At 58.5% G+C, this 24398-nt stretch carries 21 protein-coding genes and 2 pseudogenes; 7 read left to right on the top strand and 16 right to left on the bottom strand.

The genetic code is table 11. From position 1 onward, the window contains the following. Nucleotides 1–18: 18 nt before the first annotated feature. From J4G43_RS52870 to J4G43_RS52830, 10 genes and pseudogenes are all read right to left on the bottom strand, one after another. Entirely contained in the window at nucleotides 19–1680 is a 1662-nt protein-coding gene (locus J4G43_RS52870; protein WP_166350360.1) for a hypothetical protein, read from the bottom strand. Between the two features lie 139 nt (nucleotides 1681–1819). Beyond that, nucleotides 1820–2080: a hypothetical protein gene (locus J4G43_RS52865; RefSeq protein ID WP_166350362.1), complete on the bottom strand. Its 261-nt coding sequence runs from the start codon at nucleotides 2078–2080 to the stop codon at nucleotides 1820–1822. Nucleotides 2081–2378: 298 nt separating this feature from the next. Beyond that, nucleotides 2379–3050 (bottom strand): hypothetical protein, encoded by a 672-nt coding sequence (locus tag J4G43_RS52860; protein WP_208089750.1) that lies wholly within the window; start codon nucleotides 3048–3050, stop codon nucleotides 2379–2381. 26 nt (nucleotides 3051–3076) lie between these two features. Then, nucleotides 3077–3472 carry a hypothetical protein gene (locus J4G43_RS52855; RefSeq protein ID WP_208089749.1) on the bottom strand — a complete coding sequence of 132 codons (396 nt, stop codon included), beginning with the start codon at nucleotides 3470–3472 and terminating at the stop codon, nucleotides 3077–3079. A 136-nt stretch (nucleotides 3473–3608) separates the two neighbouring features. Beyond that, nucleotides 3609–4247: a phospholipase effector Tle1 domain-containing protein gene (locus tag J4G43_RS56385; protein WP_408581462.1), complete on the bottom strand. Its 639-nt coding sequence runs from the start codon at nucleotides 4245–4247 to the stop codon at nucleotides 3609–3611. A gap of 279 nt (nucleotides 4248–4526) precedes the next feature. After that, nucleotides 4527–5128 (bottom strand): annotated as a pseudogene (locus J4G43_RS56380) (phospholipase effector Tle1 domain-containing protein); the annotation flags it as partial. Nucleotides 5129–5370: 242 nt separating this feature from the next. Further along, the gene (locus J4G43_RS52845; protein ID WP_208089746.1) at nucleotides 5371–5664 is read right to left on the bottom strand and encodes a hypothetical protein; all 294 of its coding nucleotides are present in this window, start codon (nucleotides 5662–5664) and stop codon (nucleotides 5371–5373) included. Between the two features lie 460 nt (nucleotides 5665–6124). After that, nucleotides 6125–6586, bottom strand: coding sequence for a hypothetical protein (locus J4G43_RS52840; protein WP_208089745.1), 462 nt, complete (start codon nucleotides 6584–6586; stop codon nucleotides 6125–6127). A 315-nt stretch (nucleotides 6587–6901) separates the two neighbouring features. Further along, nucleotides 6902–7348 carry a hypothetical protein gene (locus tag J4G43_RS52835; protein WP_166350370.1) on the bottom strand — a complete coding sequence of 149 codons (447 nt, stop codon included), beginning with the start codon at nucleotides 7346–7348 and terminating at the stop codon, nucleotides 6902–6904. 224 nt (nucleotides 7349–7572) lie between these two features. Next, the gene (locus tag J4G43_RS52830) at nucleotides 7573–8997 is read right to left on the bottom strand and encodes a S8 family serine peptidase (RefSeq protein WP_208089744.1); all 1425 of its coding nucleotides are present in this window, start codon (nucleotides 8995–8997) and stop codon (nucleotides 7573–7575) included. Between the two features lie 318 nt (nucleotides 8998–9315). Between J4G43_RS52830 and J4G43_RS52825 the strand changes: the two genes are divergently transcribed. Beyond that, entirely contained in the window at nucleotides 9316–10380 is a 1065-nt protein-coding gene (locus J4G43_RS52825) for an IS630-like element ISRj1 family transposase (protein ID WP_026192128.1), read from the top strand. Here the strand turns inward: J4G43_RS52825 and J4G43_RS52820 are convergent. Both J4G43_RS52820 and J4G43_RS52815 read right to left on the bottom strand, forming a co-directional pair. Beyond that, complete coding sequence (locus tag J4G43_RS52820) at nucleotides 10367–10756, bottom strand: hypothetical protein (protein ID WP_208089743.1); 390 nt, start codon at nucleotides 10754–10756, stop codon at nucleotides 10367–10369. The genes J4G43_RS52825 and J4G43_RS52820 overlap by 14 nt on opposite strands. Before the next feature lie 9 nt (nucleotides 10757–10765). Further along, complete coding sequence (locus J4G43_RS52815; protein WP_208089742.1) at nucleotides 10766–11176, bottom strand: hypothetical protein; 411 nt, start codon at nucleotides 11174–11176, stop codon at nucleotides 10766–10768. Nucleotides 11177–11739: 563 nt separating this feature from the next. Here J4G43_RS52815 and J4G43_RS52810 point away from each other — a divergent pair. From J4G43_RS52810 to J4G43_RS52790, 5 genes are all read left to right on the top strand, one after another. Then, nucleotides 11740–12765, top strand: coding sequence for a serine protease (locus J4G43_RS52810; protein ID WP_208089741.1), 1026 nt, complete (start codon nucleotides 11740–11742; stop codon nucleotides 12763–12765). 285 nt (nucleotides 12766–13050) lie between these two features. Further along, complete coding sequence (locus tag J4G43_RS52805; RefSeq protein WP_208089740.1) at nucleotides 13051–13566, top strand: hypothetical protein; 516 nt, start codon at nucleotides 13051–13053, stop codon at nucleotides 13564–13566. Continuing rightward, entirely contained in the window at nucleotides 13563–14636 is a 1074-nt protein-coding gene (locus tag J4G43_RS52800; RefSeq protein WP_208089739.1) for a hypothetical protein, read from the top strand. The genes J4G43_RS52805 and J4G43_RS52800 overlap by 4 nt, the downstream gene beginning before the upstream one ends. Nucleotides 14637–14699: 63 nt before the next feature. Then, on the top strand, nucleotides 14700–15968 hold the full coding sequence (locus J4G43_RS52795) for an IS256 family transposase (RefSeq protein WP_208089738.1): 1269 nt from the start codon (nucleotides 14700–14702) through the stop codon (nucleotides 15966–15968). Nucleotides 15969–16044: 76 nt separating this feature from the next. Beyond that, on the top strand, nucleotides 16045–18279 hold the full coding sequence (locus tag J4G43_RS52790) for a hypothetical protein (RefSeq protein ID WP_208089737.1): 2235 nt from the start codon (nucleotides 16045–16047) through the stop codon (nucleotides 18277–18279). 77 nt (nucleotides 18280–18356) lie between these two features. On the opposite strand, the gene J4G43_RS52785 is transcribed toward J4G43_RS52790, so the two are convergent. From J4G43_RS52785 to J4G43_RS52775, 3 genes are all read right to left on the bottom strand, one after another. Then, the gene (locus J4G43_RS52785) at nucleotides 18357–18845 is read right to left on the bottom strand and encodes a hypothetical protein (protein ID WP_208089736.1); all 489 of its coding nucleotides are present in this window, start codon (nucleotides 18843–18845) and stop codon (nucleotides 18357–18359) included. A gap of 977 nt (nucleotides 18846–19822) precedes the next feature. Beyond that, nucleotides 19823–20314, bottom strand: a complete 492-nt coding sequence (locus tag J4G43_RS52780) for an IS110 family transposase (RefSeq protein ID WP_208089735.1) — start codon at nucleotides 20312–20314, stop codon at nucleotides 19823–19825. Then, nucleotides 20314–20496 (bottom strand): hypothetical protein, encoded by a 183-nt coding sequence (locus J4G43_RS52775; protein ID WP_208089734.1) that lies wholly within the window; start codon nucleotides 20494–20496, stop codon nucleotides 20314–20316. Before J4G43_RS52775 ends, J4G43_RS52780 begins: the two co-directional genes overlap by 1 nt. A 526-nt stretch (nucleotides 20497–21022) precedes the next feature. Between J4G43_RS52775 and J4G43_RS52770 the strand changes: the two genes are divergently transcribed. Further along, complete coding sequence (locus J4G43_RS52770) at nucleotides 21023–22141, top strand: IS110 family RNA-guided transposase (protein ID WP_408581458.1); 1119 nt, start codon at nucleotides 21023–21025, stop codon at nucleotides 22139–22141. Between the two features lie 367 nt (nucleotides 22142–22508). On the opposite strand, the pseudogene J4G43_RS52765 reads toward J4G43_RS52770, so the two are convergent. After that, nucleotides 22509–23905 (bottom strand): annotated as a pseudogene (locus J4G43_RS52765) (TAXI family TRAP transporter solute-binding subunit). Between the last annotated feature and the right edge of the window lie 493 nt (nucleotides 23906–24398).

The following is a 24398-nucleotide window of genomic DNA, read 5'->3' as shown; positions in this document are numbered from 1 at the left end:
CAGAGCGCACGCCGCGTGTCAGATCCTCGACATCGCCATCCAGCGGCTTGCGAACCAAAATACACTGAGCCCGGCGCAAGCTAGACAAAGCTCTACCGCATAGATGACAAGCGTCCAGGGAAAGCCCATCTGCACAGTCAGATAGGCTAGGGAAACCCCTGAAACCGCTCCAACTGCCACATTTCCGGTGATCGTGCAGGCGAACCATTCCACTAAGTGTCCGGCGAGGATCGTGCCGAATACAAAGCCGAAGATCAGTGGAATACTCCCAGAATAGCTCGCAAAGCCAATGATCCCTGGAAGCGTCAGGAAGGTGAAGACCTCGACTTTGCCATACGGGTCTCCCGCCATCCTTTGATAGATGCCGTTTTTCCCAGCCGCGGGATCTTCGGTCAGCCCTCGCAGAAGAAGGTCGCGACCGAGTTCGCGCTCCGCACCCTCCGTCGTTAGAACACCTTCCAAGCCGATCCACCGCATCAGGACAAGGCTGCGCAATTCCTGGAGGACACTGCTGAGCCTGCTCTCGCTGGTCACCACGTCGAACTTCGTGGCAAGCGTTGCCGTATCTCCAAGAGGAGACGGAGGTTGGCGGGGTTTGGAAGGAGGAATGGGAGCTTGGGTCGGAGAGGACAAGGCGGGTTTGTCCGGGGACGGGGGCAGCGAGTTCCTCGTAGGGAGCGAAGGTGGGAATGGAGCAGGCTGTTGGGGAGCATCTGTTCCGCCGACCGCGGGTGGCGGACCGACGATCGACGAAGACGGGGTCTGCACAACAATCTGGTGACCGCTCTGGAAGGCATAGTTACGCTCGATGCTGACGACCGCAATCGACAGAACGAAAAGGAAGCCGGCAATGCAGAGCGCGAACGCGATCTCCGCCCAGCGCTGAACATTCCTCCACCGCCAAAGCACTATGCAGACGGATGCCAGAATGTAGAGGAGAAACTGGATCCGACTGCCCATCGTGAGAGACGAGAGAAAGCCGAGGAAACTGGCGACGAGGATCAGAGACCCGTAGCGCAGTCGTTCAAGTTCTATCAGCCATTGCGTAAGCGCAAGGCCGCCGAGAAGCGCGCCCCATGTGAGAATAAAGGCCAACATGGCATAGACTCGCGGATGAATGTCAATCCCAAGTGGATAGCCGATCCGCAGGATGGCGAACCGAAAATTGAGCGCGTAAATGCAGGTCGCAACAACGAGGAGTAGGGCCAAGGCGCCGAATAGGATATTTCCTAGTCTTCGCTGACCGCTTGCGTCGCTGGGAGTGATGCGACCGTGGGACGGGACGAAGGACGCTAGGATGATTGAGGCGACGCCGCCGAACTGACCAGCCGTAGCAAATCTTAACGCCATGTCCCATTGGGCTGGCGAGCCTGAAAAATCACCTACCGGCTCGATCAGCTGGGCTCCGAAGGTAAGATGCGCAACGGCCTTGATTAGGAAACCAAGCGTCAGGAACAACGCAAGCACGACAACAAAAAAAGAGGGATGCAGTACGATCGCACAGCCGAGGAGCAGCGTCCCGCTGGCCACAAATATAAAAAGTGTGGTGGCGTGGCCTTCATAAAATGGAAAAACAATCGCATAGAAGACAATAGCCAAGAGGGCCATAGTCGCCGACGCTAGGGCAGGAATTTGCAGCTTTGCTGAAGACTGCATTCGTTCAAAGGAATTGGCTGACATTCACCTACACCGAGCAATTTTCGAATAAGTCCCGCTTCCCCAATGAGCGGGCAACGTGCCGGATTGCGTTGATTGGGGATGATTAATCGGCCTCACATTAGCCCGGCTCAACGGTGTCGTCCAGTCGCCGGAGGCCACGTCAGAGGATCAGCAACGAGCCGTCGTCGGAATCCGAGGGCTCTCCCGCGCCCGCGACGAGTTTCACCTTGCCGCAGCCGAGAAGGCTTGTTTCGCTCGCGTGCCCGGTCCGATCGTCCTCGTCGGCCACTCCTACGACGGCACGCTGATCATGCATGCCGGCGAGCACCCTCGGGTGGCCGCGCTCGTCTACATCGCGGCATTGGTGCCCGACGCCGACGAAACTTCGCAGAGCCAGCTCGAAAAATTTCCAACGAGCCACTGTGTTCTTGCGGGGGTGCGCATTTGGCTGAAGCGCAGTAGCGTTCAACACTTCGACGGCAGGAAGCCGCAGCGCCTCTTTTTAAAGAAGGGAATTAATGAAAGCTACTCTGCCGCCGCGGTGGACGCGATGGGCGACGCTGAATTGTCGGATAACCGAAGCTGCGCAGACGGGGCACGCTGCGGACATGCCCGGCAGCGCTTCCGTGCGCTCCCCGTGAATTTCTGCAAACTTCATAGTCGCCTCCTGCCAATACCGGACGGGCTGTCTTCCTTTTCACCGACAGGTGGCGGATCGGTCAACGCAACAGCCGTTCGGCCGCCGCGCGCGATTCTGGCAAGATACCCTTCAGGTTCGCGTTATTGGCCAACTCGTGGATCGAGCGCGTCTCCAGCGGCCGCGCCCCCGAGACGTCCAGGGGGATCGAGAATGCACAATCGAGACGCTCGCCTTTGTTCACGGCTCGGTTGAATTTACGACGAGAGTCGTAGCCAAGATCGACGACGGCTGTGCCTACCTGGCCTCCAAAAAGTGAGATAAAGGCGCATGTCGATTTGCCAATGGGGAGAACGGCCATGACGTGTCTGTTGTTGGCAAGGCCGACAATCTCTGCGACTACCGGAGGAACGTTGGCATCGATCGTGCCTTTCAGCGAACCGAAATTGAGATCCTTTTCTCCCGGAAAGAGGTGGCTCCTGAGCATCATGCCGCCCGGTCCGAGCGTCCATTCGGGACCGAGAACCCGGTGGCCCAATCCGAGCGCAATTTTGACCATGAGGCGGGCGCGGGCTTCATTGAATGCGGCAACATCGACCGTTACGCTGGCCTTGAATTCGCGGCCCTCATTCCGATTGGCGACCAGAAGAGCGATCTCGATGTCCTCATCATCGGTGATTTCGCCGAATTGGGTATAGAGATGAAGCTTCCGCTGCTTGGCTTGCTCAAGCCTACCTCGAAGAAAGAACCGCACCCGGTCCTCGGTTGAACCGAGTGAGATTATCTCTCCTGATGTCTTTTGTTCATCCTCGAACTTGAACTCTCCAGGGCGCCTTGCGAACTAATGCCCAACTCGGCGGCGGCACTGATATCGATGAACTCACCCTTCATTTTCAAAGACGGGATAACCTTGCGGTTGCCCTGAAGCTTGTAGCGATGTCGAAGCATCAAGAATGGGATGGTGCTAGCGACCGCATCGTCAATTTCGTCACCGGCTCTATTGTTTGCCACTAACGATACGTCGCACGTCGTAAACTGGTTCGATCCGCCCAACGCGAGCGGGGTGATATGCTCGGGACTTGGCTTGAAGTTTGCGTCCGATGGATCGATCACTTTGCCGGTATATATGCAACGTGTTTGGCTGATGAACTTCCCAGTTTTTGCGGGTTTTGTCACTTGATATCCTCAGTGCTACGGCAAGCGGCGCGAGTCCATTTGGAAGAACCCACAGCTCACATGCCACATTTACAATTTCCGTCTCAGTCGCCGTCCGGATCATCACGTCCTCCAAGCGCTCGTCGGGAAAAATTGATCAAAGACGGCCTACGAAGCCGCCGTTCTTCCATTTCAGTTCGATATCGTCAGCGACGCACTGCGGGGCCTGCGGGGCGCTCTGATCGAAATAATGCCTGAAATCGACATGCACCTGCATGTTGTCAGGCCGATAGAGGGACATGCGGTCGTACAGCAGAACCGGGCCGGCCTCAAAGCGGCGATAGACAGACTTGTGCATTGGTGATTTCGACAGCCCTGTTTTCTCGTCGACAGGAATTTCACGCAAGCCAAGTTTGAGAAAGCCGCCCGCCTGCTCATTGTGCTGCGGGCCGGCGGGATCTGGCGAAAGACGCAGGACGCTGCCGTCATGCTTTAGGCCGTCGGGAATGAGCGAGGCACCCGCGATCATCCAGTTGAGCGCATTGTCCGACAGCCGCGCTTCGTTCTCCAAATAGCCGCCGCCAACGTCGGCATGCACGCCGGGAAACCCAACCTGCTCAAAGAAGATGTTGCCAAACGCATCGCGCGTGTAGGTTCGCGAGCTATCGAGTGGATTCCACTTCACACGCGCGAAATCTTCGCGGTTCTCATCGATCGAGATCGCATGCTTGGCGTAGGGAACGTTTGGATTGAGCGTCGTGTCGTAGAATTTGTGCTTGGACGGAGCGAAATGCAACGTCGCGAGTCGTTTAAGAAAGCTATAGCTGGGCAGCGGCGGTGCTACCTTCAGATAGTTCTTCAATACAAGGAGAATGGCGGCCGCAACGCCGAAGTAGCTGAGGTCACGCGTCAGATGACCAGCCCAGGGATAGGTAGGCTCAAGCCAGACGCCGAGGAAATGAACGCCGATCAGGATTGCGGCGCACAGGCCGAACAGCGCGCGGCCGAGATATTTGTGTCCAAGCGCAGCGACGGTGTCGAAGACACCGATGAAGTAGGGAACGACATTCGCCTGCTCGATATTGTTGACGGTCTTCGAGCTGCCGTGTTGCCGTCGAAAGTCGGCGGCAATCGCGGCGCGGGTGTCCATCAGAAACTTCCAGTAGCCATGGGCATCCTTCCGGCTATAGGACGGGCAGAACTGATACACGTCCTTGACGGCGTGCTCGGCGAGTTCATGGATGCTCTTCGGATCGCGGCGAAGCGCGGAACCATCCGGCATATTCCGCGGGATGCCGCATTGGGAGAGGACGCCCGCGACCGATCGGACCGTATACGCGCCTCGGCTGAAGCCGAGCAGGAAGATACGATCACCTTCCTCGTAAAGCCGATGATTGCGGCGTAGCAATCGACGATGTTGCGGGTGATGCCGAGGCCGGTTGCCATGCTGGCCAGATTGTAGAGCCAGCGCATCCAGCCGATTTTGAAATGCCCGCCATCCGATGCTGAGCCGAGGCCTGGATCGTAGAACGCCACCTGCTCGGACGGCTCGATCTTCGTGTCTGGCCCCACACGGCAGGCGCGGTAGAGCTTGTACACATTCGTACGCGCTTCATCGAAATTGATGCCACCGGCCTGACCCTTGCCGTCGGAGAAGATCAGAATATTCTTCGGCATCGCACGCCATTCCCCCAAAGTGCGCCAGATGCCGATGTGTATCACAGATTGCGTAATCAGGGTGTGATGCAGCCGACCGTTTCCGACGCCCTCGGTCCTGACCATGCGGGCGTCCGGGACTTCGGCGTTTGCTTACTAAATAGATGCCCTGCCGCCTCCACCGTCTTTAATACTGGCTATCTAGCCGGGGTTCTGCGTTTTCAGTTTCACCGGCTCTTCGGTGGAGGGGCTGGGTGGCTTAGTCACCAGTCCATCACATTGCGTAGCGTACTGGTCGCATGCGACGGCTTGCCTTTCGTCGCTGTATTTGAGGTGATTCCGCCGATCCCCACATCGTCCAGCCACGCCGTGTGCTTTCGGTTCAGCAATTTCGGATTCTTTCTCCGGCAGATGAATATCATCAGCGCTTCAAGTGCCTGAAGCCAATCTCTACGAGGTCGTGCAAACCCCGACTGCTTCTCCTTCCGCTTTCCGAGCAAATGCAGACAGATTGTGCCCTTCATCCAGCCGTTGCGGCTATTGAGCTGCGAAATCATGCGCAAATTGCGTTCGCTAAATACCTCCTTGCAAAATTTCTACTTGGTCGTGAGGCCAACGTAGATCGGCTTATAGTTCCGCCCGTGCGCAGGGAAAAAACATAGATCCCGATAGCATCCGAGAGCTTGCCTCCCTCTATCTGATCAACGTATTCCCACCGTTCCTTTTGCCAGGCGCTCCGAAATACTTTGTCCCGGTCAATTTCGTACGGTCGGAACACCTCAAACGTCCTCGTCATAGACTACTCCAAGCACTCACGGACTGGATCGATTGACCATTTCTCGGGCTGCGCACTGAAGTGCGATGCATCGGCCGCTATCGATTCGTACGTCGTGCCAGCAACCGCGAGGTCTTCTCTAGAGAGGATCTTCGCTGGAATAGCCTCGGTCCATTGAAAGAATTCGCAGGGGCGGCAATGCTCCCTCGGGGCGAGGGTAGACAGAGATAACGAACATCATCTTAAATCCACAGAGTAGGCGCTGCGCTAGCAACGCAGCCCAAGAAAGGTCTGATCGTTTCGCACGCGACAGCGGTGGTGTTGACAAGCTGTGTTCTCTGGCCGACGATGTGCCAGCTAACCTCACAAGACGAGTGCTTGATAATTTCAATTTCCTGTCCCATTATCGCGACGTCCAGATTCTTGCGGCTCCTCTGATCAAACGTCTGTCTGATCTCTGAAACAAAAAGCGATTGTTTGAAAAACGAGCAGATTGACTCCTTCGCATCGGAAGCGGCGCGTCCGGGTAAGCGCTCTCGGAAAGCCATCTTTATGTGAGCGTCTTTACCCGCCTCAATAAGAAAAGCCTCGTCGGTTGGCCAGAGTTCTAAGCGGTCGCGGGGCACCTGATCCGGGTGCTTCAATGTAATTGAGAGAACGTTGAATCCCAGCAGGCCGCTAGATTTTCCTTCGTTCCTGGCCAAGAACGATCCATACCGTTGTCGAGGCCGCCAAATGTCAGAATGACGACAGGCTCCAGCGGTTGCAACCACGCTCAACCGGCGGCGAACGCCCCCAACCAGAGCGATCACGGCACCGCATACAGCCGCAACGACCTTTGCGTTAGATTCGACAGAAGCAAAATACTTCCTCCGATCCAGCGCAGCCTTGCAATTCGTACAAACTTTTGCCGCCCTCGGCACCGGTAGACCGCAGCTTGGACAGGTCCGAGTATCGGGGCGAAGCTTTGACATGGCAACGCGAAGAATGACGGTTACTCAAGCATCTTCAGGACGAGCTCATAAGATTGGGCGCGGGCGCCGCTGAGTTCGAACGGAAGCGGATTTGGCACGTTTGAGAATGTACCCGTTCTTGGTTTCCTGTCGTCGCATCCGCCGCGCCCCCAGGGGACGCACTACCGCAGGGCCCGCCGCTATGCGTTGCAGCATCTTCTCGACATCCGTCTGCGTCGTCTTTGGCATTCCGATTGCGCAAGGTGTCGTCGTCCGTTGATAGGCGTCGGTCAGATGCTTCGCGCGATCCAGCGGATCTGATATGCGCGCGAGGCCTGCCGGGGTAAACAGCCATCGCCGGACTCGCTCGATGTCGCCGCGGAAAGTGAACCCGAAGCCGTCGGAAACCATCTTGCATTCAATGGCGTTGCCCGGCAGCCGCCAGGACGACACATACTCCAGCCACTGCATTGAACCATGATTGCCCGCATACTCCCAGTAGCTGCCCCGCATGAGCCAGCCCCGCGACATCACGAACTGGAACGCGAGCGGATAGCACGCCTCAATATGGGCTTAGGGTACGAGCTGGATTGGCTTGCCGTGATCCAGATTGAAACAGGCCCGCAAGGCGGGCGGAAGATGGATGGGCTGCGCTGAAGCCGGCGATGGTAGTCCGGCCATCCCGGTGAGGAGCAAGAGAATTGCTGCCGTTGATCGAGCCCTCACAAACAGACCGGTCATGCTGCACCCCCAAGTGTAAGTCGTGAAAATTCCGCTCTCAGGTTCGGGAGAGGGCCGATATGTTGTGTGGCCGGAAAGGTAGGCGCGTCCGTTTGCGCCGTTCCGGTGTCTACGAGCAGTTGCCTCATATCAGAGGGAGGTAAGGCTGCCTGTCCCGCAGCCTTCAATGCCCCGCTAATCGAAGCGACGGTTCCGGTGATGATGGGCGATGCTCCCGATGTTCCGCCGAACGATTGCGTGTAGCACTTCGATTTGTCGATGCTGCTGATGCGGTCGTGATAGGAGGGTAGTGATCGTCCTCCCGTCGTTACGATATCGAAACCCCATCCCTGGACGTCTACGCGACTGCCGTAGTTCGACCACCAGATGCGCGATCGCGGATGCGCGTCGTGCGCGGAATTGCCGCCGCCGACGAGGATTGCACCCGAGTCACGAGCCGCCCGCGAGAATGCACTGTTGTAGATCGGGGCATCCAGATCTTCGCCGCCGTTGCCACCGGCTTCCACCACGTGAATTCCCATGCCAATCGCATATTTGATCGCGGCGAATTCGGGCTGCCAATATTCGATCGCGATAAAGCCCTGCTGGGAATTCGGGTCGCTATCGTGGGCATTCGGGCCCGGCGCGTGCATCTCAAGGAGGATCACGTCTCCCGGTGTCATACGGTCGGCAGCGAACTTGATCGCTGCTGCAGAGTTCCATTTGCGCAGCTTAGTATCGTACATCACTGCCGCCGCGGAGAGCGATGACTGGCTCGCAATGCCGGTTACGCCGAAAGGATTGCTGTCACCATGAAATATTCCGAGGACAGCCGTGCCATGATCGTTGTCGGAATGCGGACCATAGATCACACCATTGTCGTTGCCCTTCAGATCCTCATGGCCGAAATTCCAGCCATTCTCGATGTCAACGACTTTGACGTTGGTCCCGCGCCCGCCCGGGATGGTCCAGGCATAGAGTGCATCGATCCCGGCCGGCGCAGGTCCAAGATATCCCTGCTCGCCGGACAAATCCGGTGTGCCTGGCACCGGTACTGTTAGCAAAATGTCGGTCGTTTGAACCCGTCGCGACTGACCAAACTTTACCGGATATTGCCACTCACCCTGCATGTCCGCATAGGCGATGTCGCGTTCGGCCCGCAGCCGGTTGACCAACGTCAGCGCCTGCTGCTGCGTCGGCACAAAGACATGCGCGTAACCCGCCAGATCCATCGCCGCGTCCGCCGGCAGATGAGGCCGCGCAAGTATGCTTGTTCGTAGCGACGCCGGATGCTCGGCGAACACCGGCTCAGGATCGCCGTAGGCGTTCAGGTCCTTCCAGAGCAGGTTCTTTGCGTCGAGCACCGATTGGAGATTAGGCGCAGCTGCAGCCGTCATCGTACCCATGCGCGACGGCCCGTATTGCCACATTACCCGCCACATATGTCTCTCCCTGGAGAGTTAGCGAATTGTCGGACGCACCGGAAAGAGAGGCAGTTGATTGGTTATCGTCCCCCGCTTCTTCTGAACTGTCGGGGCTCCAGGCAACGGCCCGGCCCCGTGCGGCTCGGCAGGTGTTGTGACAATCTCCGCCGTGCCTGTCTGGGCGGCGGCGGCCAGCCTGGCGGGCTCGCCATTGAGCCAGATCTGAACCTGACTTGTGTGCTGGGTTGAGCCGTTTGCGTTCGGCGCAAGCGCGCTCCAGACCGGTGAGACTAGTACCCACTTTTCTTGGAACGTGAGTCGTGATTCAAGGTCGGGATGATACCCGAAGCAAGAGAAGTCCACCTTTCGAGGAAAGATCGCAAGGTGCTTGAGGCGTGCTGTCGCTCACCGGTGACGTTGCAGCGCGATTTGAAGCGGGCGCGGATAGTTCTGTTGGCGGCGGATGGGCGCAGCACCCGGTCGATCGCCAAGGAAGTTGGGGTCCAGCCGCGGATTGTCAGCCTTTGGCGGCATCGCTATGCCGACCATGGCCTTGAAGGGCTGCAAGACAAGCCGCGGCCTGGCAAGCAGCCGATCTATACGAAGACGACCGACAAGCGGATTCTGAAGCTGCTGGATAAGCCGCCACCGCAAGGGTTTGCGCGCTGGACCGGCCCCCTGCTGGCCGAGGCGCTGGGCGATGTCGATGTCCAATATGTCTGGCGGTTCCTGCGCAGCCACAAGATTGACCTGGTGGCTCGCAAGTCCTGGTGCGAGAGCAACGACCCGAACTTTACGGCCAAAGCCGCCGATGTTGTCGGCCTCTATGTCGCGCCGCCGGCGAAGGCCATTGTGCTGTGCGTGGACGAGAAGCCCTCGATCCAGGCTTTGGAGCGAGCGCAGGGTTATCTGAAGTTGCCCAATGGCCGCGCCTTGACCGGCCAAAGCCACGATTACAAGCGGCATGGCACCACAACATTGTTTGCGGCGCTCGAAGTCGCCACCGGAAAGATCATCGCGACCCATTCAAAACGCCGGCGCCGCGTCGAGTTTCTCGATTTCATGAACAGCGTCACCGCGGCTTTTCCGAACCGCAAGCTTCACGTCATCCTCGACAACCTCAACACCCATAAAAAGAACGAGGACTGGCTCAAGGCCCACCCCAACGTGCAATTTCATTTCACGCCGACAAGTGCGTCATGGCTCAATCAGGTCGAAGTATGGTTTTCCATCTTGCAGGGGCAGTCGCTCAGCGGCACCTCCTTCACGAGCCTCAAGCAGCTTCAGGAACACATCGATGCCTACGTCAACGCATACAACGACAGAGCCGAGCCCTTCGTCTGGACCAAGAAAAAGGTCCGTCAACGCCGTTTCAAAGGCCGCCGTATCACTCAGCTCTGATTCCGGGTACTAGAGTGAACTTGACCTCAAGCCCGACCGTGGCCTGCACGGCGAAGGTGTAGATCATCTGGGCGGGTATGAATTGCTCGTTGGCTTCGAGCTTCCTGTCGAGCGCTGCGAAATTGGCCCAGGTTTCGGTGCTGTTATCCTGCAGCCATGCGGCCAGAGGCAGCGTCCCGTTGACGGTTACGCGGGTAAAGGTCGCCTGATCGGGATAGTTACCGCGCGCGAGCCCGTCGAAATCGCGGGTGACATAACCCGCTTTCCTGAGCCGATCCTCCACGCCCTGAAACTTGACGAGGCGCGGAAGCGCTTTGTAGCACTGCAGCGGATCGACCTTGTCCGGCGGCGGCGTGAGACGGGCGTCCTGAGGCACCAGGAAGCTTCAGTTCAGCTCGTAGGTGTTCTGATTGCCTGCGGTAGGTCCAAAATGCCAAGTCCGGGTCGTGGCAGCGTCCACCGTGTTCAGAGGATCAATGGTGGCGCCGACGCCAACCGTGTCCTGGACCTTGAGGTCAAGCACAATCAGGCCGAACTGTTTCTCCGACAGCTCATAGTGCGGAAAGTTTGCGAAGGCGTAGGTCCGGTCGAAGTTGCGCAGCATATAGAAGAGATTGCGGCGCTGACGATTGGCTTCGATATAGGTGATGAGCTCGCATCGCATCGACTTCAGCAGGTTTGGCACGTGCTGGCGGTCGAGAAAAGGATGTGGATCATGGATGACATTGAGGCTCGTACAGGAGCCCAAACACAACGCAGCACAAACAATCGCGCCGCGTGAAGCCGCGCCCAACATATCCCACCCCCAAAAACAGCCCCGGCATAAAGTCGAAATATGAGATTTGTTGTTATTGACCTCATTTGCGAACGAGGCGTAGAAAATGTCACTCGCAACTTGTGAACGAACGGCGTGAATCTCTTCCGGTGTGATGCTGCAGCCCGGGTGCGTCCGCACATGCGACCGGGCTCTATGAGCGGGCTCACCGAGCCATGCTGTCTCGGCCCTTCGGGTAATGTCCTCGCGCAAAGACTTAATGTGCTCCTCGCCGGGGCACTCGGAAAAGGGGCTCGCCTGCGACGACCGCCAGCACTGCCCCGTTCCCGGGTGCCACTCGAAGGCCGGTCTCGTCGCTACACTCGTCCCGCGTGCCGGCTGCGCCGTCGCTATGCTCACGCGGTCCGGGTGACGTTTCAGTAGGGCGATGCGCTGCGCGCACGCCTGTCTCGCATCTTGTGCCGCTGTTGCGGCTGATCAAGCGAGCGAATCTGCCTGCGGTGCGCGCGACGTGCATTGTTTTAAATTTACAATCCAGGAAACGTCCTTATTGTATACCCGGGGTTGCTCCAGGAAACGCGTCGATGGCTGGCGTGGCGAATGTCTTTGAACAACGGGCGTGGCTTGCCAGGATATGGAGCAATGAAAAGCGCGCCAGCTTGGTCGGCACCGCTTTCGCGATCGACAAGCGCCACCTGTTGACCTGCCATCACGTTGTCCATGAAGCAGGCGCCACGATTCCGGGCGGCAGGGTTTATCTTGACTTTCCACTCACAAACAAGACGGGCATCTGGTGTACGGTCCTTGCCGACGGATGGTGTCCAACGCCGGCCAAAGATGATGCACAGTCGGCCGGCGATCTCGCACTCCTCAAGATCGACGACGGTTTGCCCGATCTCGCGCCGCTTCCGCTGAGGCTTCGCAAGTCTTACGCAGGCCTGGCATTTTCCAGCTATGGCTTCACCAAGCAGTACCCGGAAGGGGATGCCGCACACGGCCAGATCAGCCTTATGGTTGGCCTTGAGTGGTTGCGGGTGGAGGCGGCCTCCGAGGCCTTGCTGCAGCCAGGATTCAGCGGCGCACCCGTATTCGTGGAAGAGTTGGAAGGGGCTGTCGGCGTCGTCGTGACGCGGAATACGGTGAATGGACGCGCCAGTTATGCCGTGCCCATGAATGTCATATCACGATCGAACTCCGTCGTTCGAAACATCCTCGATCAGTCGCCGCTTGCATGGGTAGACACGGCGCCGCGTTCCCTGCGCGCCGAAATCATCACCAGCGCGCGCAGTTTGATCCGTGATCGAACACGTGATTTTGTCGGTCGCCAATTTGTGTTCGACGCGATCGACAATGAACTTGAAAGGGCTGCGGCTGGATACGTCATGATCAAAGGCGAGCCTGGCATTGGAAAATCCGCCATTATGGCTTCGCTCGCGGACCGGCGGGGCTACCTTCACCACTTCAACGTGTTCAGTGACAATATTCGGTCGCCGGATGCGTTCCTGGCTAACGCATGTGCACAGGTCATTTCTAAGTATGAACTACCCTACGGGACCGTGCCGGCGAGTGCCACCAAGAACTCAAACATGCTGTTCGCGCTCCTGGAGTAGGCATCGCAGCGGCCGGAAAATCTGCAGTCCAAAATCGTACTCCTCGTCGACGCTCTGGATGAGGCCAAAGAACCGGACCCGGGCGTCAACCGCCTGTATCTTCCGCGACGTCTTCCCGATCGCTGTTTCGTCGTTGCGACAATCAGGTCGAACGTCAAGGAGCATCTCATCCTTGATCAGCGTCTGGCCTCTATCGAGATCTCAGAAACCTCTGCTCAAAACGAGGCCGATATCCGGGCGTATATTGCGGCGTTTCTGGATCGAAACCGCGCCGACATATCGAAATTGCCGGGGTACGACAAGCTTGATAAGACGGCCTTTACGGACACCCTCTGGGCAAAGAGCGAAGGTAATTTCATGTACCTTCATGTCGTGCTCGACGCCGTTCTCAAAAAGCAAATCGGTCTCTCTGATGTCGCCAATCCGGATATCCTGCCCTCCGGATTGATGGGCTACTACGAAAGACACTGGCAGCTGATGCACAGTCCCGATCGTGCCAAGCGCCGCGGGTTGCAAGAACCCGTCATTTGCTTCCTGGCGCTAGCGAAGAAAGCCGTTCCCGCGGAGGTCATTTCGGAGTGGATGAACGATAGCCACCATTTTGAACGGGTCGACACGCGGGACGTTGAAGATCTTCTCGACGATGAATGGGCGCAATTTGTCCATAAGGAGCCGGGAACGCCTGATAGCTACCGGCTCTATCACCGCAGTTTTTTGGAATTCCTCGAAAAGAAGGTTCCGCTCAATCGTTACGGCGCGATGATGGCAGCTGCCATGGGTGATAAAATTGACTGGGAGTGAGGCCCATTTTCGACCGCTTCCGCGATTATGACTTTCAGTTCTGGGTTGCCGTGCAGGCCGAAAGCGGCGAGCCGGCAAAGATTCACCGGCTGTTTGGCTTTTTCGGGAAGGATGAATGCAACAAGTGGTTTGATATTCGCCAAAGGCGGCATGAGGTAGCGGGTTATGTCTCCGATTTGGCGATCGCATCCGGCCTTGCGGATGCTGCGGCTTTGCACAACCCAGGTGACAGGGCAACAGCGATCGGCCTGCAGGTGCGCTACGCTCTGATCTCGACGACCTTGCGTGAACTAGCCTACAACCACAGTCCCAACCTTGTGGCCCGCTATCTGCGAGCAAAAGTCTGGACCGGCGAACAAGCGCTGACATGGGCCCGCCTGAACGGGAATCCGCAGCAGGCTGTTGAGACGGCTGTGGCCATGCTGCGAATGTCCACCGCCGATGCCAGACCGGAGCTATGGGCAGAAGCCCTTGAGCTCGGCGGTTCAATCGGCGACGCCGATAATAAGGTCCTGGGGATCGCGGCATTCGCAGGCGACTTGCCACCCTATCTTCAGATGCGGGCACTTGAATTGATCAAGGCCGAGAAACACGAAGGAAGCCGGAGAGGCGGACTTGCTGCCTTCATAGGTAAGCCCGGCATCTCCCCTCGCATTCTCGAGGAAGCGTTGGAAGTTGCCCGAAATTTCGAGCGGGACGATCTTCGCAGTGAAGCGTTGGCTGCCATAGGGAGCGTGCTGAATGAGCCCGAGCAGACCCGCGCTTTCCAGTCCGCGATCGATTTGCTTCACCAGGGCTTGCAAAAACCAGTCTGGCAAGACCTATGGAGGCAGCCTCGCTTTATTCGCTGGCTGCCCTTGTCCATGATTTCCGACCTCATTGCCGATCCGCGGTTCGAGCAGGTCCGCGATTCGTCGACCCTCGAATATGTCGAGCGCAAGACGAAGTCGGATCCTCTTGAAGCATTTGCTCGTCTTAAGGATGCCGGCTCTTACATACCGGATGATTTGCTGGAACGCCTCGCGGAAGCGTTGGCGAGCTATGGCGGAATCTGGGTGATGACGGTGTGAGGAAGGCGGCGTATCGAGGCGGGTGACGAGCCTGCCAGAACCTCTCGAGGAGAGCGATACGCCATGACCGAGACTACCAATGTTCTTGCTTTCCGTCAGCCGTCCGCGGTTGATGATCCACTGACCGATATCGTTCGTGCCGGCGCGCGGGACCTGCTTGCCAGGGCGATCGAGATCGAGGTTGGCGCGTTTCTGGCCAGCACGGCCAATCTGACGCTGCCCGACGGTCGAGCGCGCCTGGTCCGACATGGGCACGGTCCGGTGCGCGAGATTGCGACCGGCATCGGTCCGGTGGAGGTCGCTCGTCCCAAGGTCCGCGACCGCGGAGCGAGCGGGCCAGGCGACCGCCTCCGCTTCAGTTCGGCAATCCTGCCGCTATGGGCGCGGCGGACGAAGAGCCTGGATGCCTTGATCCCGGTCCTCTATTTGCGCGGCATCTCGACCGGCGACTTCCAGGAGGCGCTCTCGGCGCTGCTCGGCAAGGATGCGCCGAACCTGTCGCCTTCGGTGATCGCCGGCCTGAAGGCCGATTGGCAGGTCGAGTACGAACGCTGGCAGAGACGCGATCTGTCGGCGCGTCGCTATGTCTACATCTGGGCCGATGGCGTGTACCTGCAGGCCCGCATGGAAGATCACAGCGAATGCATGCTGGTGCTGATTGGCACCACGCCGGAAGGCAAGAAGGAGCTGATCGGCTTCCAGGTCGGCGTGCGCGAGAGCGCGCAGAGCTGGCGCGAACTCCTGATCGACCTGCGGCAACGCGGGTTACGGATTGCCCCGCAACTCGCCATCGGCGACGGCGCCCTCGGCTTCTGGAAGGCACTGGACGAGGCCTTTCCCGGCACGCGGCACCAACGATGCTGGTGCCATAAAGTGAGCAACGTACTCGACAAGGTCGCCAAATCCGTGCAGGGCCCCATGAAGAACGACCTGCGGAACATCTATCTGGCCCCACACCGGGCCGAAGCTGAAACCGCGATCGACGTCTTCGTCGAGAAATACCACGTCAAATACGGACGTGCGGTGGAGTGCCTGATCAAGGATCGCCATGCGCTGCTCGCCTTCTTCGACTTCCCTGCTGAGCACTGGATCCACCTACGCAGCTCGAACCCGATCGAGAGCGTCTTCGCCACGGTGCGCCGCCGAACGGTGCGGACCAAGGGATCGCTGTCGCAACAAACTGCGAAGCTGATGGTGTTCAAGCTCATCGACGCCGCATCGAAGACCTGGCGGCGATTGAAGAGCACGAACCAGTTGCCGAAAGTCATCGCCGGTGTAAAGTTCATCGACGGAATCGAAGTCATTCCGAACACTGAAAGCCACGCCGCCTGATCAGGCCGCGTCACCCAAAATCAGCCATAGCTCAGCGTTGGCGGGTGCACAACGGTTCGACGATGCACTGTTTTGCTTGAAGTCGAGCGCCAACCTCGTGGTAGAGCAGAAGGCACGAGCGATTGGGCGCTTTCTGCCTGTTTGTCCCCCGCATCTGCAAGACGAAGCCATCGGTCTCTTGAAGGATGTTAGACCCGAAGATCGGGTCGCTTGCTTGCGCGAACTGGCGCGCGCACCCTCCGTTTCCAAGAATCTTGTGCGGCAGGTCGCAGATGCGAGTCTGACCGAGCACAATGAGAATGAGGTGCGGGTTGCCATGGCGCGGTTCCTTGCGCCAGAAGAACGTGAGGCGCTCGTGCATGTGCTGGCCAGCGACAAGCGTTGGTCTTCACGTCCGTTTGCTGATCTCGCGCCACACCTCCCAATTGAGATGGTGCGGTTTGGTTTGGATGCAGCAAATGCAGCCGCTTCTCGGGATGGATATATAGCCCTGTTAGTGCGTCTGGCCGATCTGGGTCATCAGCAGGAAGCAATTAACCGGGCCGGAGCTGCCACCTCATCCTACTATCAGAAGGAGTTATTTGAAGTCCTCGCGGCCAACGTTTCCGAAGACGCAATCGGGGCTATCGCGACCTCCATTCGTCCTAACGATATCAGCGAGCGACTGGACCTTGCCAAGATTGCATTGCTTCCATCGCTTCCTGATTCCGAGGCCCGCCAAACGTTCGGCAAACTGCATCACGAGTTTTCTGTGCTTGCTGCGCTCGTCGACCAGGTGTCATCGGCGGAACTCGTTCATGTCTATCCGCTCATCCTTGAGGAGATGCGCAAGAACATGACGGACACGGGCAGCATAGAGCGCGAGCTGCCCCGAACGGTCGCACTCCTTTCGCGTGCCTTGAAGCGACTGCCGTGCGCACCGGTTATTCAGAAGGCGGTAGTTGAACTTTCTTCCAAGCAGTTCGAGCCTGCATTGAAGCTTGATCTGCTGCTCGGGCTGGCCGAATCGTGTGACGATGCGGCTTACGTTCGCGTTGCTCTGCAAGGAGCACTGGCGCTTGCCAAAGCGGATGCCGATCTTACGGCCTATCTTAATATTGGTATGCGCGTCGCCGCGGCGCATCCCGCTTGCCTTAACGGCATTTTGGAGGAGATCGACGATCCCGAGGCGTTGGCGCCGTTCCTTGCGTTATCAAGCGCCACACTTGACGCTCCGACGCGACAACGCGCATTGGAACGGGTCGCGGCGATTGCGGAGCCTTGGCCACGTCTTCAGGCCCTTCGCTCGTTGTGGCGCTATCTCGACGAGGAAGAGCAGCGCTTCGTCGCTGTGAGAGAGCGAGCCAAGCCGGAATGGCTTGAAGACGACCAGTTATTCGTCTGGCTCATGACCATGCTTTCGTCTCCTACCTTGGAGGATATTGCCGGGCGCGAGATTGCGCGTGCACGACGATTCCAGGCGATGCCGGTGCGAGAAAAGATCGCCACGGCCTGCTGGATTGCTGATATCACGGCTGGCTATCGCGAATACTTTGATCCCGCCTTCGCGGCGATAACGTCGCTGGAGCCGGACGAGCAGATCGTTGCAATTAGCCGGATGGCGCCGTGGCTGACCGCCGAGCAGATCAGGTCGGCGTACGAAACCCTTGACATGCTTGAGGGCAAAGACCTGACGCCAACGATTGCCGAACTTGTCAATCGGTCGCTCCACCTCGAGGACGGTCGACTTGCGCTCAACGGACTCAACCGGATCGAAGATCGATACACCAGGTCCGGGGTTATCACTGAGGTGGCCGATCTTCTGCCCGTCGAGGTTCTCGAAATGATCGCGTTTTCCGCACGAGACGACGGCTTTATGGGAGGGCTGGCGAGTGGGACCCTAGTCGAACTTGCCTTCCGCGCGGTCGGACTTATTCGTGATGACCTTGCGCTCACCTTTCTCGATATCAAAGGGAATAACTCGTCAAGTTCTGACCGGCCCATTGAGGAGGTGTATCGCCGTGCTTCGCCTTCGTCTTATTCAGTCTTGCTCGCGCGTTCCCGACAGATATGGTCGGGCGAGCGAGCCTCCATGTTGGCATCATTACTGGAGATCGCGCCGACCGGCGAGCGAATGTCCCTTTTCAGGGAAGTGATCGAGAACCTACCTGATGCTATTGTCAGCAGCAGGGTGAGAATTCTCAAGATCAATGCACCAGAATTCGAAGCGTTCTCGGATGACGATGTTGTCGACATGTGGACGAAAACGTTGCACCGCTGCGCCAGCAAAAGCCGCCAGGATGTATTAAGCTTGGGTTCGCACCCATTCTGATCGCGCGTTTCGGTCCCTCCATTGCTTCTGAGTTGATGGACGCTTTTTCAGTCGGGGCGCGCGGTCGCTGGCCTTAATCAGTCCGGAAAAAGTTTGTGCGCGAGATCCAGCACTTCATCGCGGTCGTCTCCGCCTCCTGACGCACTGAGACGCTCACTTCCCGCCGTGCCGCTCCGCGCACGCGCCTTTGCTTTGATGACAGTCGCGAGGGTTTTTCCCTTGATGGCGGCGTCACTGTTGGAGGCGGCTTGTTCTTCGGCCTTGCTTGCGTTTGCCTCGGCGTGCGCAGCGCGCTGCTTTGCGTCTTCGACGCGTTGCCGCTGGATGTGAGTCCCGAACAAGGCGCCCGCTGCACCAAAGGTGACTGCTTCTAGCGAGCCAAGGACCACGAGCAACCTTGACCAGGCCATTTCCTCAACGGCGGTATGGAACGCAAGCCAAGCGAGCAGCAGCAGCCACGCCGCGAGTACAACCAGGGCGGCTACAAGTGCGGCTCCAGACAGTCCGGTGCGGCCATCAGCGCGATGGGGCACGGATTCTTTCTTGATCAAATGCTCATCGGTCATCGCATCTCCTCCGAAAGCCCGATCCGGTTAACTACGCCAAACCGGGGCGTTAACGCGTGCCCGTCCACCGCTATCGGATGTAGATGCAAACGTGCGGCTGTGCGTCACATGGGGCGGCAGGGAAGTGTCTGCAACCGAGGGTTACTATCCTGGCCCCGGGTAGCGAGGTCAACCCCATTCGGGGAGTTAGCCGCTTCCTACGAGGGGAATATCGTCAATGGCCTTCGGTGGAATGCCGTATCGCTACTCGCCCGCCGGGCCGGGGTGTTCAGTTTGGGCTGGATCACGTCACCGCGGGGTTAACCACATCGGGGGCCCCATCGTGAGTGAATGACCGCGGCGTTGTCCTCGATGTCGTGAGCGAGGCTTAGAGAGCGCGCCGGCGATTAGCGACCGTCGAGAGATCCGTGCGGCCCCGGGACTCGTCGGCCTCCCATGGGGGTGATTTGCATAGGTAACGAGGAGAGTCTTCTGAAGGGCGCGTCCGCTGTTGCGGGCCGGGCTCTATGAGCAGGCTCACCGAGCCATGCTGTCTCGGCCCTCCGAGTAACGATACCTCGCGCAAGACATTAGGTGCTCCTCGCCGGGGACACTCGGAAAAGCGGCTCGCCGCCATGAAGTATGGCAGCGAACGTTATCACTGCAGCATTCCCGGGTGCCGCTTTTAACCGCTCTTCTCTAACCGGGGTTGGAGCGTCAAGTACCAAATCTGATCTAATTACCGCATTGTGGCTGTCCCTTCCGAACCGACATGGCGTCAAAGCGATCCGGCGATCGCGCTTCTCTTCGAGGTCGGGATCCCCGCCTCATGATGATGTTCGTGAAGAAGTGGCGGGACCATCTCGTGAGCGCAGTCGCGGAGCGATCGGCTCGCGCTGCAGACCGGTTATCACCCTCGCCATTCCTCGTCCTGCCGGACTCCTTGACAGCCTTTCGGCCGAGTTCTGCTGATCAATGCATTCGGGTGTCAGGCTGCTCTAGCCTCCGATCTCTCCCACCGGAAGTCGCTGCCGTCGCACCACATACGGTGCAGGATGACGGATATTTTGCGAGTCACCGCTACCAGCGCATTTTTCATGGAACTGCGCTTGGCGATACGGATGCCCCATGCCTTTAACGAGCACCATGTGAACCGCCTTGAACCACCCTGTTCGCATCATTTGCGCAAGCGCTCGAGCATCATTGCGATCCGTCTTGACAGTTTGAGCTTGCATCACGCTCTTTGCATGCCGGGTCTCAACACAAATGACTGGTAATCCGCCTTCCGAAAGCCCCTTGTGCAGCCAGGAGGAACATTGCCCGGCTTCTAGCCCAATGCGCTGCAAAGCGAGGCGGGTATTTCTCAGCCAGGAAATTTGCGCCTCGGGTTCGGTATCCGTCACTCCATCCCGGACGATATTTCCATCTCGGTCAACGATGCAGATCGCGGTGCGCTTGAGAGACACGTCGAGTCCAGCGAAGTAATTCATCAGGATCTCCAGCTCATCTTTATGATCGAGCCCATGCCAGGCCCGGCGAATTGAATTCCCATGTCATTCGGCAGGATTTGTCGGGCCTCGATGTCAGTTTTGCGATCGAGCCTGTACATGACAATTGGAGCGAGTATCAACGCATCGTCGACCATAAGCCGGATTTCGTGATCATTCATCATTCATCATTCGTCGCTCGGCTCGGACACAAACCGTAACACGAACGACCTCAAAAACTTTCTCAACTACTTGCTGAGAAACGCGCCGGCAACTCAAGTGCTCGTTTACGGCCGGGGCAAAATGGCGTGATTTTGAAGAACATGTCCGCAGTATGGTTGATGGCCGATATCGTGAGCGCGTCTTTGGGTATCATGTCAGGAAAAATGGTTCAGCGCCTGAAAGCTTCGCTGACCCAAGAGTCGCAAGAGAGTTGAGGTCGGCAGTGCAGGCAAGATTGGGGCAATTGCAATAGCCGACGCGCCGCGGTCTCACGGGGGGGCGAGCGCTTCCAATTCATGTTCTCCCGCCCATAAGGATGTACGAGAGCTTCTGGCCTATAAGTGGGCTCTCGTCGTCCTATCTTATAAGGCCGCTTCCGCGCCCGTTCCTTAGTCCGTATGTCCTCAGCGCCAGCATAGCGGCGCCATCGGTCTCGGTCACAGTCGAGCCGCCGCCGCTCATGAAGGCGCGGCGGCTCGACATCGGAGAATGGGCATGCAGAAGATGGTTTACATTGGGCTCGATGTTCACAAGTCGGGAATCTCGGTTACAACGGCAGAGGAGGGGCGAGACGGCACGGTCCGGTTCATTGGTACGATTCCAAATACCACGGCCGACGTCACCAAGCTGGCGAAGCGACTGGCTAAGGAAGGCCATCGCTTGGCGTTCTGCTACGAGGCGGGCGCATGTGGTTACGGCATCTATCGACTGCTCGTCGAACTTGGCCATGAGTGCATGGTTGCAGCCCCCTCGTTGATCGCCCGCAAGCCCGGCGAACGCATCAAGACGGACCGAAGAGATTCCGAGAAGCTCGCCTTACAACATCGCTTTGGCGACCTGACCGCGGTTTGGGTTCCTGATCCAGTCCATGAGGCGATCCGCGATCTCGTTCGTGCCCGGATGGACGCCGTAATGCAGCTGATGCGAGCTCGCCAGCAATGTCTTGCTTTCCTGCTTCGTCACGGTCGCAACTATGGCCCAGGGAAGAAGAATTGGACGCTGCGTCATCGGCGCTGGCTTGCAACGCAGACGTTCGAGCACACCACACACCAGATCGTCTTTCAGGATTATGTTGAAGCGGTATGGGCCTCCCAGGACCGGCGCAACCAGCTCGAAGTCCAGATGACGACGATGCTGCCGGATTGGTCGATGGCCCTGTTGGTCGAAGCGCTGCGAACGATCCGCGGCATCGATCTGATCTCATCAGTGATCTTCGTGGCCGCGGTGGGCGATCTCGGCCGTTTCGATACCCCTCGCCAGCTCATGGCCTATCTCGGCCTGGTGCCATCCGAGCAATCAAGCGGGAGCCGCATTCGGCGGGGCGGAATCACCAGGGCCGGGAACAGCGAAGCTCGCCGTATGCTCGTGGAGGCAGCCTGGAGCTATCGGTATCAACCGCGCGTCTCATCGGGCAAGACAGACGTTATCGAGCGCCAGCCAAAACCAGTGAGGGATATTGCCTGGAAGGCGCAGGTCCGGCTTTGCGGCCGCTATCGCAAGCTTGCTGCTGGTGGCAAGAAACCCACCGTGGTTGTGACCGCGATCGCCCGCGAACTCAGCGGTTTCGTCTGGGCCATCGGTCAGACGGTGAGGCCCGGGATGCCATAGGTGTAAATCCGCCGACCTGTTCGGCCGGGGGCGGAGCGCAAGGTCAGGCAATCCTCGAGAGCCCTATGGGCCGGTTCAATCCGACGCCCATACTAAGTCAGAGGTAGGCCGCGACGAAAAGCGTTCATGCGGTAGCCAATCCGCGAATGGAAGATTGATCGACCGTCGCCATCGGCGCTTCGCCCCCGACCCAACAGGAAACAAATCGTCTTAATCGCCGCGCCTCCGGCACGGTGAGGATCTCGCACGTCTTTTTACTTGCAAAAGGACATGGAGCTCCGCCCTGGGCGCGGCGCAAGGGCAGGCCCTCCAGTTTTGGCTCCCGCGCGCTCATTACGTTTTACAGGAGCGGTAGCGCCTCCCGGACCTAACGGCGAGAGGCTATGGTTGGGCCCGGAGCCCTTGCTTCGAGGTGACCGCCCTGAAGAGCCGCCCGCCTTTCCGCGACGGCATGATTGAACAGCTCAAGTACGAGGCCGAACGCGGCCATGTCCTCTTGTTCGATCGCCCCTTCGTCGTAGCACTTGAGGGTTTCACCAATGATCGCGTCGACTTCCCGTTGCGATCTCAGCAGGTCCTGTTCGGACGCTGCATCGCGAACCTCCGAAACCACAGCCAGAATGCGGTTGCGGTGACTTGTGGTGTCATCTCGCTCGTCCCGGTTCAGATAGCGGCGCAGCCAAGCGGCCGCCGAACCGATCCCTGAAAGAAGAAGCAAGGCGAACCAGAAGTAGTCGCTGTACTTGTCAAGAAAAGTCCGCTCGGTCCCGTTGATGACAGCTGCCGCCCCCCTGTGCACGGAAGGCTCTGCCTCTTTCTCCGTCTCAGGCTTTGTGATGTGCGCGGCGCCGGCAACACGCTGCGTGATCGTATCTCGGACCGCGAAAAGTTGCCGATAGAAGGACGCCGCCTTGGCTTCGGAGAGTCCCTTTCTCGTCAAAATAAGATGGTTGACGCTGAGGGTGTCAACCTTGTCCTCTGGCCAGGCCGGTTTCGCGTTGAAGACACCGCCCGGAATTTCCTCGGCTTCGTAGCGTGCGTGCTTCAGGGCGATGGCCTCGGATGCTGCGAGGGGAAGAAACTTTGGAGCTCCGCGCGACCGCGACGTCGCGACGATCGCGGCAGCAGTAATCTTGCTGTCTAGCGGACCGACGGCGAGATACGCGTCGAGAGTGGCGTCTTGCGCGAGCTTTTCAATCTCGTCGGTCCCGAATTGGGCGGTCGCAACCTTGTCCGGCTCCACGCCTGAGCCGGCGAGAATGGCACGCAGGAGTGCGACGTTGGCCCCGGTCCTTCCGATGATGCCGACTTTGTGGCCCACAAGATCGGCAACCTCTCCGATCTCCGCGGCGGCCTTCCTCTTGGAGTCCTTGCCTCGTGCGGACGGCGCCCATATGACGACGTAGTCCTTGCGCAGAACGGCCAGCGTCTGCGCATCCGCCGGCATGGGAGGTCGCCGCGACCGATGGCCAGATCGGTTTTGCCGGTGCCCAAGAGAGTAAGGGATTCGGCTGCTCCTGCGGTCGTGATGAGCGCTAGTCTGACAGTCCTGCTTTCCTCGTTGAAGGCCTCTGCCATTGCTTGGACCACCTGATGGTCGTCACTGCCTGCCGGGCCGACGGCAATCCGGAGAGCCTCGGGCCGCAAGACGTAGAAGAGGGCAGCCGCAGCGGCGCCAAAAACAACAAACCCCAAAGCTAGGACGATCAGAAGCCTTCGTTGGCGTCGTTCGCGAGCGCTCCTGACCTGATCGGACGATGACATTAGGGGCTCTCTAGAACAGCGCTCGATTGGGCTTGAAGTGCGCCGATAACTTGGGCGAACGGATGCCGGCGCGCAATGTTCCGTGACACCGCCCGAGATCCGCCCTGTCTCAACGACAATGGGGAAGTTCGCGGGCTGCTCGGCTTAGGGTGCTCGCTGGTAGGCTAATTGATTGTTTCTAATAGGATTTTCATCGGGGTGAACTTGGATCGATGTGGCCGCTGGAGAAGGTTCGATCCCAGGTTCTCTCCCTCCGGGGAGAGGAATGCAAAACTCGTGCGCGTGCTGCCAGCTTCGGCAAGACTACTTCAATGAGTAACTGGGGGAAGAGGCCTGCCTGTCAACCTGTCAACCGTGTCAACCCAAGAATTTCCTGAACTGGCTGGCGGAATTTTGGGGCGCGCTTGGGCCGTGTAGGGGGAGGCTGTCAGAAGGACCCATCGCCGCAATGCTTTGCTTGTATCGTGGGCGCTAACAAAATCTGATCGATTGC

Origin of the sequence: Bradyrhizobium barranii subsp. barranii, from assembly GCF_017565645.3 — a bacterium.
Taxonomy (GTDB): domain Bacteria; phylum Pseudomonadota; class Alphaproteobacteria; order Rhizobiales; family Xanthobacteraceae; genus Bradyrhizobium; species Bradyrhizobium barranii.
This window is presented reverse-complemented; position numbering and strand designations above follow the sequence as displayed.